Source organism: Spirillospora sp. NPDC049652, assembly GCF_040675125.1.
Lineage (GTDB): Bacteria > Actinomycetota > Actinomycetes > Streptosporangiales > Streptosporangiaceae > Spirillospora.
This window is the reverse complement of sequence record NZ_JBFAOF010000291.1, coordinates 1-7,685: the sequence shown is the minus strand read 5'-3', so window position 1 is coordinate 7,685 and position 7,685 is coordinate 1. Positions and strand designations below refer to the sequence as shown.

Annotated in this window: 9 protein-coding genes; 5 read left to right on the top strand and 4 right to left on the bottom strand. The window is 73.4% G+C overall.

The window, feature by feature from the left end; genetic code table 11:
- A partial coding sequence (locus tag AB0J52_RS19620) for an NAD-glutamate dehydrogenase domain-containing protein (RefSeq protein ID WP_500183027.1) occupies nucleotides 1-1,738 on the top strand: 1,738 nt, incomplete at its 5' end.
- Between the two features lie 97 nt (nucleotides 1,739-1,835).
- Here the strand turns inward: AB0J52_RS19620 and AB0J52_RS19615 are convergent.
- Together AB0J52_RS19615 and AB0J52_RS19610 are read right to left on the bottom strand one after the other, a co-directional pair.
- On the bottom strand, nucleotides 1,836-2,042 hold the full coding sequence (locus AB0J52_RS19615; protein WP_500183026.1) for a DUF397 domain-containing protein: 207 nt from the start codon (nucleotides 2,040-2,042) through the stop codon (nucleotides 1,836-1,838).
- Between the two features lie 26 nt (nucleotides 2,043-2,068).
- A complete protein-coding gene (locus AB0J52_RS19610; protein ID WP_500183025.1) occupies nucleotides 2,069-2,929 on the bottom strand; it encodes a helix-turn-helix domain-containing protein in 861 nt (286 codons plus the stop codon).
- 405 nt (nucleotides 2,930-3,334) lie between these two features.
- Here AB0J52_RS19610 and AB0J52_RS19605 point away from each other — a divergent pair, with 405 nt between their 5' ends.
- Nucleotides 3,335-3,772 carry an ATP-binding protein gene (locus AB0J52_RS19605; RefSeq protein ID WP_500183024.1) on the top strand — a complete coding sequence of 146 codons (438 nt, stop codon included), beginning with the start codon at nucleotides 3,335-3,337 and terminating at the stop codon, nucleotides 3,770-3,772.
- Nucleotides 3,773-3,815: 43 nt separating this feature from the next.
- On the top strand, nucleotides 3,816-4,697 hold the full coding sequence (locus AB0J52_RS19600; protein ID WP_500183023.1) for a methyltransferase domain-containing protein: 882 nt from the start codon (nucleotides 3,816-3,818) through the stop codon (nucleotides 4,695-4,697).
- Here AB0J52_RS19600 and AB0J52_RS19595 read toward each other — a convergent pair.
- Nucleotides 4,692-5,213, bottom strand: a complete 522-nt coding sequence (locus tag AB0J52_RS19595) for a GNAT family N-acetyltransferase (protein WP_500183022.1) — start codon at nucleotides 5,211-5,213, stop codon at nucleotides 4,692-4,694. The two genes, AB0J52_RS19600 and AB0J52_RS19595, sit on opposite strands and share 6 nt — an antisense overlap.
- Nucleotides 5,214-5,312: 99 nt before the next feature.
- Here AB0J52_RS19595 and AB0J52_RS19590 point away from each other — a divergent pair, with 99 nt between their 5' ends.
- Both AB0J52_RS19590 and AB0J52_RS19585 read left to right on the top strand, forming a co-directional pair.
- Nucleotides 5,313-5,981, top strand: a complete 669-nt coding sequence (locus AB0J52_RS19590; protein ID WP_500183021.1) for a hypothetical protein — start codon at nucleotides 5,313-5,315, stop codon at nucleotides 5,979-5,981.
- 51 nt (nucleotides 5,982-6,032) lie between these two features.
- The gene (locus AB0J52_RS19585; protein WP_500183020.1) at nucleotides 6,033-6,716 is read left to right on the top strand and encodes a hypothetical protein; all 684 of its coding nucleotides are present in this window, start codon (nucleotides 6,033-6,035) and stop codon (nucleotides 6,714-6,716) included.
- 70 nt (nucleotides 6,717-6,786) lie between these two features.
- Here the strand turns inward: AB0J52_RS19585 and AB0J52_RS19580 are convergent.
- Nucleotides 6,787-7,685: DUF8094 domain-containing protein (locus AB0J52_RS19580; protein WP_500183019.1), on the bottom strand; the 899-nt coding region annotated here is incomplete at its 5' end.

Sequence of the window (7,685 nt, the reverse complement as noted above, 5' to 3'; positions counted from 1 at the left end):
CTCCTGGGCCGACTACGACGCGTCGCTGATCTCGCGCGGCGGCGGCGTGTTCCCGCGCACCGCCAAGTCCATCAAGATCACTCCGGAGATGCGGCGGGCGCTCGGCATCGCCGACGGCGTGCTGTCCATGACCCCGTTCGAGCTGATCCGGGCCGCCCTGTGCGCGCCGGTGGACCTGCTCTGGAACGGCGGCATCGGCACCTACGTCAAGTCGGCCGCCGAGAACAACGCCGACGTCGGCGACAAGGCCAACGACCTGGTCCGGGTGGACGGCGGCGAGCTGCGCTGCAAGGTCGTGGGCGAGGGCGGCAACCTCGGCCTCACCCAGCTCGGCCGGATCGAGTACGCCCGCGCCGGCGGCCTGGTCAACACCGACTTCATCGACAACTCGGCCGGGGTGGACACCTCCGACCACGAGGTCAACATCAAGATCCTGCTCGACCAGGTCGTGCGGGACGGCGAGCTCACCCGCAAGCAGCGCGACAACCTGCTCTACGAGATGACCGACGAGGTCGGCTCGCTGGTGCTGCGCGACAACTACGCGCAGAACGTGGTGCTCGCCGCGTCCCGCGCGCAGGCGTCGTCCATGCTCCATGTGCACGCCCGCTACCTGCGGAAACTGGAGCGCGACGGCAAGCTCAAGCGCCGCCTGGAGTCGCTGCCGGACGACAAGGCCCTCGCCGAGCGCCGCCAGGCCGGGCTCGGCCTGACCGGCCCGGAGTTCTCGGTGCTGCTCGCCTACGCCAAGCTCACCCTGGACGACGAGCTGATCGCCAACGGGCTGCCGGACGACCCGTACCTGGCGTCCTGGCTGGTCGACTACTTCCCGACCCCGCTGCGCGAGCGGTTCCGCGCCCACATGGACCGGCACCCGCTGCGCCGCGAGATCATCACCACCGCCGTGGTGAACGACGTGATCAACAACTCCGGCACCACGTTCGTGTTCCGGCTGAACGAGGAGACCGGCGCGTCGTCCTCCGACATCGCCCGCGCGTACCTGGTGGCCCGCGAGGTGTTCGACATGCCGCGCTTCTGGCGGTCGGTCGACGCCCTGGACCACCAGGTGGACGAGTCGACGCAGACCGCGATGCTGCTGGAGGCGCGCAAGCTCACCGAGCGCGGCGCGCGCTGGCTGCTGCACAACCGGCGGCCCCCGTTCGACATCCAGGAGACGATCGACTACTTCGGCGGCGGCGCGGTCGCGCTGACGGCGCAGTTCCCCAAGCTGCTCCTCGGCCCCGACCTCGTCGCGTTCGAGCAGCGCCGCGACTCCTTCGCCGAGCGCGGCGTCCCGGACGAGCTGGCCGAGAAGGCCGCCATGTTCGTCCCGGCGTTCTCCACCTTCGACCTGGTCACCATCGCCAAGGACACCGGCCGTCCGATCGAGGAGGTCGCCGAGGTCTACTTCGACCTGGCCGACCGGCTCGACCTCACGCGGCTGCGCGAGCGCATCATCGGGCTCCCGCGCGACGACCGCTGGCGCTCGATGGCGCGCTCGGCCCTGCGCGACGACCTGTACGGCGCGCACGCGGCGCTCACCCGCGACGTCCTGGTCCACTCGGCCTCCGGCACCCAGTCGGACGAGCGGCTGGCGGCCTGGGCGGAGAAGAACCGCACGGCCGTCACGCGGGCGCAGCAGACCCTGACCGAGATCTGGGAGAGCGACAGCTTCGACCTGGCGACCCTCTCGGTCGCCCTGGGCGCCGTCCGCACCCTGGCCAACGCCAGCGGCCTGTAACCGGCTCGGCACCGCGGCCCCCGTCCCCCGGACGGGGGCCGCGGCATTTCCCGAAAGGCTGAGTTTCGGGAAACACGCCGTCCCGGCCGTAGGCCGGTCAGGCGTCGTTCTCGGTCGCTTTGAGAGCCCCGCTCAACGCGTCCCAGACTTCAGGACGAAGGGTTAGTCGCGGCCCTTCGGGGTCCTTGCTGTCGCGGACGGCGAACCCGTCGGACGTCCCGGCGACTTCGACGCACTGGCCTTCGGCGCTGCTGTGGCTCGACCGGCGCCACGAAGCGGCGGGAAAGGCTCGGGGAATGGACATGGCTTCCTTTCGTTCCGGCAGATCATTCAGGTGAGTCCTTTGACGACCCGCGTGATCAGTTCCGCCGACGCCCGGGGGCTGAGCGCCAGCGCGCGGAGGTGGTCGAACAGCAGGTTGTAGCGCTGGACGTCGGCATCCTCGTCGAGGAAGGAGTCGCCGGCCTGGCCGTCGAGATAGGCGACGCTGGCCCCGGCGTCGTCCGGGAAGTCCATGACGACGAAGGCCCCCGTCATTCCGGGATGCGCGCCCGCGTCGAACGGCACCACCTGGAGGGTGACGTTCTGCAGCGACGCCCTTTCCAGCAGATGTTCCGCCTGCCGTGACATCAGTTCCGCGCCGCCGACCCGGCGGCGCAGGGCGGCCTCGTCGAGTACCGCCCGCAGTTCGAGTGGCTTTCGCGCGGTGAGAAGCTCCTGGCGGCGCATTCTCACCGCCACGCGGTGGTCGACCTCGGCCTCGGTCATCTCCGGCCGGATTCCCGCGATGGCGGACCGGGCGTACTCCTCGGTCTGCAGCAGGCCGGGGATCAGCGCGCACTCGTAGTTGGAGACGCGCGTGGCCGAGCCCTCGAACTCGATGTACGCGACGTGGTTCTCGCGCAGTCCGGGAGCGGCGGCGTGGACCCAGCCGCGGCGCGCCGACTCCTGGAGGAGGACGGTCAGCTCGGCGCGCCGCTCGCCGGGGACGCCGTAGAGCTCCAGCAGGGTCTTCAGGGTGCGGGCCTGGGGTCGGGTCTTGGCGGTCTCGATGCGCCACAGGGTGGCCGGGTTCAGCGCGGTGCGCGCGGTGACCTCGTCCCGGGTCAGCCCCGCGTCCTTCCTGAGCTGCCGCAGTTCGGCCGCGAGGCGGCGGAGGCGGATGGTGGGGACGGGCCGGCGACTCGACATGTTGCGCTCCTTCCGGCTGGACGAGGGTGGCGTGCCGGTGACAGTCCGATCACTGTGTGCGGTCAGTGACTGTGCATCGCTTGCTTGTTGCTCTCCGTATAAGCAGTCTTTGCGAAGCGTGACATTGATCACCGATGGCGCGCAGGCGAACGCGAAGTCCGGCTGCTGGAAGGAGGCGTGATCGGGGATGGGTGACGGGATGCGGAAGATTCGGGGGCTTTCCCGGACGATGCGGCGGGTGCCGCTCGGGGGGCCCCGGGCGGATCCGCGCGGGGGCGCGTCCTGTGGGGCTAAGGGCACCAAGGTCTGGGACATCGGGGTCAGGGACAGCGGGGTGGGGGACGTCGAGGCCAGGGGCGTGGAGGCCGGGGGCGTGGAGGCCGGAGGCATCGGGGTGGTGGGGTGGTGACCGGCCATCTCGCCCCCCGGCCGGTCGGCGGCGGCCTGGCGCTCCGGCTGGTGAGCGGCCCGGACGAGCCGCTCGACGTCGGGACGGCCCGGCGCGCGCTGCGGGCCGTCGCCGAGGCGCACGAGTGGGGCGTCGACCTGGACGACCTGGAACTGCTCGCGTCCGAGATCCTCACCAACGCCGTCCGGTACACCGCCTCCGGGCGGCGCGGCGGGGGCGTCGACGTGCGGTTCCGCGTCGAGGACGAGTTCCTGCGCGTGGAGGTGACCGACGACGGGGGAGCGCGCACCCTCCCGCACCTGGTCGAGTCGTCCGGCTGGGAGGAGTCGGGCCGCGGCCTGCTCATGGTCGCGATGCTCGCCGCCGACTGGGGCTGGTCGGCCGGGCCAGCCCGGACGGCCGTCTGGTTCGAACTCCGCCGGGACCCGTCCTGAGCAGGGCGTTTGACGGCCGGGAGCGGCAGGGAAGGGGATGCCCATGGGCAGCGGGAGGCGGGCGGTGAGCGCCTGGGAGGCGGTGAAGGCGGTGCGGCGCGAGATGTTCATGCCGGACCGGATCTTCCTGCGCGGCGCCCACGGGTACCCCGTCCCCCTGCACCGGCGGGACGCCCCCGAGCTCTGGCACGAGATCGTCCAGCGGGACGAGCCGGTCGTCATCCAGGTCCGTCCCGATCCGGGCCTGCCTCCGGACCTCTGCGACCCGGCCACCGGGCGCGGCATGGAGGCCACGAGCTCCAGCAGCCAGCCGTCGCTGATGGCCGAGATGATCGAGATGCTGGAGCTCCGGCCCGGGATGCGGGTCATGGAGATCGGGACGGGCACCGGGTACAACGCCGCGCTGCTGGCGCACATGCTGGGCGCGGGGAACGTGGTCAGCGTCGAGATCGACCCCGAGGTGGCCGAGCACGCGCGGGGCGCCCTGGACCGCGCCGGGTACCCGGTCACGGTGGTCACCGGCGACGGGGAGGACGGCTACGCCGCCGCCGCTCCCTACGACCGGATCATCGTCACGGCGGCCGCGCACACCGTCCCGTACGCGTGGGTCGAGCAGACCCGGCCGGGCGGCGCGATCCTGGTGCCGTGGGCGGAGACCGTTCAGCCCGACGGGCGGCTCGCACTGTTCACCGTCCGCGACGACGGCACCGCCGAGGGCCGCTTCCTCGGCCAGGCGTTCTTCATGCCCCTCCGTGACCAGCGGCTTCGGCCGCGCGCCGGGTTGGAGGCCGAGGAGCGCTGGATCCGGTCCGGCGCTCCCGACTCCGCCCGCTACGGCGTCACCGTCACCCCGGAAGGCCAGACCCTCTGGCTCGACTCCCCGGACAACGTCGTCACGGGCCCTGGAGGGCCGGATGGGCTATGAGACCGGCTGGACGAGGACCTGCCCGTGCCAGGGCCCGCGGGGATGGTCGGCGACGACGAACGTGGTGTCCCGGGTGAAGCCTTGGCTCTCGTAGTAGCGGACCAGCTCGCCGTCCGCGCCGGCCCAGCAGTCCACCCGGAGCCGGGTGACGCCCTGGGCGGCGGCCTCCTCGCGGGCGCGCCGCAGGAGCGCCCCGCCGATGCCCTCGCCCTTGCGGGACCGGTCGGTGACAAGGGCCTCGATGTAGAGCTCGGGAACCGTGGCGGGCGGGACGTAGCCGGGCGCCGAGCCCAGGTGGACGGCGCCCACGACCGTCCCGTCGTCCGCCAGGGCGACGCGCAGGCCGCCGGACGCGGCCAGGCGCTCGATGAGAGCGGTGCGCTGGGCGTTGCCCGTCCAGGGCTCGGTGCCCCACTGGCCGGTCTGGCCGCGGGCGACGAGCCACGCCACGGCCCGGTCGAAAAGGCCGAGGACGGCCGCGATGTCCCCGGTGTCCCCGGGCCTGATGTCGATCACGGGATTTGATGGTGGGGGATCGGGGCAAAAACGGTCAAGCGGAACCGGCGTCGGGAACGTCGCGTCCGACGGGGGACCGGAGGGAGCCGCGTGGTCGCAATGCTGGTACTCGGGGCCGTGCTCGTCGGCGCGGTCGCCATGGTCGCGATCGGTGCGTCCCGTGACCGGGCCACCGCCGCCGAGGACGACCGGGTCCGGCGGCTGCGGGACTGGGCGGCCGAGCACCGCTGGACGTTCCACGAGGGCGACCTGCGGGTCCCCTGGCGCGGGCAGGTCGGCTGCGACGGCTTCCGCGTCCGCGAGCTGCTCACCGGGCACGTCGGCGGGCTGCCCGTCTCGCTCGGCCACGGCACCTACCCGACGAGCCGCGTCGTGACCGGTCCCGACGGCGCGCGGCGCACCGAGACGATCACCCACCACCTCACCGTCCTGGTCGTCGAGATGGACGACCCGGGACCGGGCCTGGAGGTCCCGCCACGTGGCGTCGGCTCGCGCCTGCTGAGCGTCTTCGGCCACGGCACGGCGGTGGACGGCGGCGACGGCCGGTCCGGCGAGCATCCGCCGCTCGGGTCCGCCGCCCCGGCGGTCCCCCGCGACCATCTCTCGTCCGACCTCATCCGCGCCCACCTGGACGGCGAGCCGCCGCTCTGGGGCCCGCGCCGGGGCGAGCTGATGGTCGTCCGGCACACCTCGCTCCACCCCGCCGACCTCGACGAGCACCTGGGCACCCTGCGCCGCCTGACCGAACTGCTCGGCCACCGCGCCTGAACGGAACTGGATCCCGGTCCGACCCGTCCCAAAGGGAAAAGGGGAGGACCCGTGTCTGAGACCCAGTGGGGCCTTTGGGCGGCCGCGGTGGCGGTCGCGATCCTGGGGGTGGTGGGCGGCGCGGCCTATGCCCGGAGCCAGGGCGAGAAGGCGCGGCTCCGCGGGCTGCGGGAGTGGGCGGCCGCGCACGGCTGGACGGTCGCGGACGGGCACGCCGGAGTCCCCTGGCGCGACCGCGTCCCCTTCGAGACCTTCCGGCCCGGCATCGTCCTGCTGGGCGAGGTCGACGGGCGGCCCGCCTCGGTCGGCGGCGGGTCCTACAGCGTCCGGAAGACGGTCGGCCTCGCCGACGGGGCCGAACGCAGCGAGACGGCCACATACCACCTGACCGTGCTGACCGTGCGGGGCGAGCACGGCACGCCCGACATGGAGATCCGTGGACGCGGGCTCGGCGCCAAGCTGATGGAGTCGCTCGCGGCCCACACCGCCGCCGACGCCTTCGAGGCCCGGTTCGAGGTCGTCCCGGACGAGGCGCGCGGACGGCTCTCGGACGCGGCTGTCCAGGCCCACCTGGACAGCGAGGTCCCGGCGTGGAGCGTGCGCGACGGCGAGATCATGGCGGTCCTGCCCGGGAAGCCGCACGCGGAAGAGCTCGACGGGCACCTCGACGTCCTGCGCCGCCTCACCGCGGTCGTCCCGGCGGCCGACGGCACGCCCGCCCCGCCGGAGGGGTAGACCGTCGGGGGCCGGTGCGGGACCGCTGCAGCGGTCAGGAAGAGCGGAGCGCACCGGCCCCGACGGGGTCTCAATGGCCGGATGCGGCCACGGCCTTCCGGTACATCCCGGTCACGCCCGCCGTGCCCTTGGCCGGGACGGTCGCGAGGTACTGGATCAGCACGGTGGTGTCCATGCGGGTGGAGACGGACGACGGAGGGGCGAGCCCGACAAGGTCGCCCGTAACGGTGAGCTTCCCCTTCTTCGCCGCGGAATACGCCTCCTTCTGCTTGAGGACGTACCAGACGACCGCGCCGCCGTCGCGGGTCCGCAGCGCGTAGACCTGCGGTGATCCCGGCTCGAACCGGGACGCCAGGGTGACGCCGCTCTTGCGCAGGCCCGACTCGGCCCGCCGCAGGGCCGTGAACGCCTCGGTGGTCTTCGGCCCCGGCGCCAGCCGCTCCGCTCCCTGGGCCCGCGGGCCCGCGTTCAGCAGGGCGGAGTGGGCCGCGGGCAGCGTTCCCGGAGCGAGCGCCAGGCCGCTCGTGGACGACCCGACGGCCGTCGCGTAACCGTCGCCGTCCAGCGCGACGCGGGAGAGCGGCGCGTCCGTGGGGAAGGGGTCGGCGGCCAGCAGCCAGGGCGCGTCCGCCCTCTGCTGGGTGAACAGCATGGCGTGCCGCACGGCGCCCTTCCCGGCCCCGCTGACCGCGGCGGCGGCGAACCAGCGCGGATACCCCGACAGCCGGGGGACGGCGACGCTGACATGCGAGAGCTTCAGGGGCCCGGTCCGGGCGTCGGACACGCGGCGCAGCTTCACGGCTGCCGTGTCCATGGTGAGCTGGGGGTCGGCCTCGATCTTCGGCAGGAGGGACGCGTCCAGCCTGTCGCCCGCCTGGCCCGCCGTGACGGCGTACGCCGCCACCACCTGCTGGGCGCGGGACCGCGTGAGGGCCGGCGGGCCGCTGGCGCCCGCGTCCGACCCTCCGC

Bases quoted from the DNA above. Each gene is read 5' to 3' on its own strand.
- AB0J52_RS19615 (WP_500183026.1), bottom strand. From the start codon at position 2,042: ATGTCCATTCCCCGAGCCTTTCCCGCCGCTTCGTGGCGCCGGTCGAGC.
- AB0J52_RS19610 (WP_500183025.1), bottom strand. From the start codon at position 2,929: ATGTCGAGTCGCCGGCCCGTCCCCACCATCCGCCTCCGCCGCCTCGCG.
- AB0J52_RS19600 (WP_500183023.1), top strand. From the start codon at position 3,816: ATGGGCAGCGGGAGGCGGGCGGTGAGCGCCTGGGAGGCGGTGAAGGCG.
- AB0J52_RS19590 (WP_500183021.1), top strand. From the start codon at position 5,313: ATGCTGGTACTCGGGGCCGTGCTCGTCGGCGCGGTCGCCATGGTCGCG.